Below are 1,133 nucleotides of genomic sequence, written 5' to 3'. Positions count from 1 at the left end.
TCGTAGGTGCCGTGCATGCCGAGCATGCCGAGCCAGTTCTTGCCCGACGCCGGATAGGCGCCGAGGCCCATCAGCGTCGAGGTGATCGGAAAGCCCGTGACCTCGACCAGCTCGCGCAAGAGCCTGGTCGCCTCGGGGCCGGAATTGATGACGCCGCCGCCGCTGTAGATCACCGGACGCTTCGCATTCGCGAGCAGCGAGACCGCCTTGCGGATCTGCCTCGCATCGCCCTTCACGCGCGGCGCGTAGGAACGGTGCACGTCGGACTTGCGCGGCGGATGATATGTGCCGGTCGCGAACTGGACGTCCTTGGGCACGTCGACCAGCACCGGACCCGGACGGCCGGAGGTCGCGACATAGAAGGCTTCGTGCAGCACCTTCGCGAGATCGTTGACGTCCCGCACCAGCCAATTGTGCTTGGTGCAGGGGCGCGTGATGCCGACGGTGTCGCATTCCTGGAAGGCGTCGTTGCCGATCAGATGCGTCGGCACCTGGCCGGAGATGCAGACCAGAGGGATCGAGTCCATCAGGGCATCCGTCAGCGGCGTCACCATGTTGGTGGCGCCGGGACCGGAGGTGACCAGCGCAACGCCCGGCTTGCCGGTCGAGCGCGCATAACCCTCGGCGGCGTGGCCGGCACCCTGCTCGTGGCGGACCAGGATGTGCTGGACCTCGCTCTGCTGGAAGATCTCGTCATAGATCGGAAGCACCGCGCCGCCGGGATAGCCGAAGATGTCGGTCACGCCGTGGTCGATGAGCGCGCGGACGATCATCGCAGCGCCTGTCATCTGGTTCGGATCGTGGCTCTTGTCGTTCATTGGCTTACTCCGGATGCGCTGTTGTCAGCGGCTTCGTTCGTGTCGGGTTCGGGAAATAAAAAAGGCCCCGAAGAGGGCCCATGCACACCGCCTGTCTTGTGGATGGCAGCTAGCCATCCCCGGCGGTGTGCCTGGGTACGACGGCGATAAGGAGTTTGGTAATAATATTTCGCATGGCGGGCGCTGGGCTTCCCAAAGGTTGCGCGAAACATAGCGGCCAAACCCTGGATGTCAAGGCAATGCGACCGTTTTTGCGCGATTTCGGCAGTGTAGCGATGTTCCCCAGCTTCGGCGAGAGGTAAATTGGAGAACCGG

The 1,133-nt window shown here is 63.8% G+C and carries 2 protein-coding genes; both read right to left on the bottom strand.

Annotated elements, in window-relative coordinates; translation table 11 throughout:
- Nucleotides 1-818, bottom strand: an 818-nt coding sequence (locus tag JHD07_RS05755) for a thiamine pyrophosphate-binding protein (protein WP_291619922.1), incomplete at its 3' end; no start/stop codon positions are given.
- A partial coding sequence (locus tag JHD07_RS05750; RefSeq protein ID WP_291619920.1) for a hypothetical protein occupies nucleotides 815-1,133 on the bottom strand: 319 nt, incomplete at its 5' end. The genes JHD07_RS05755 and JHD07_RS05750, both read right to left, overlap by 4 nt.

It is taken from the genome of Bradyrhizobium sp. (assembly GCF_016462955.1).
Classification (GTDB): Bacteria; Pseudomonadota; Alphaproteobacteria; order Rhizobiales; family Xanthobacteraceae; genus Bradyrhizobium.
The sequence above is the reverse complement of the archived record's forward strand: the minus strand, read 5'-3'. Positions and strand labels throughout refer to the sequence as shown.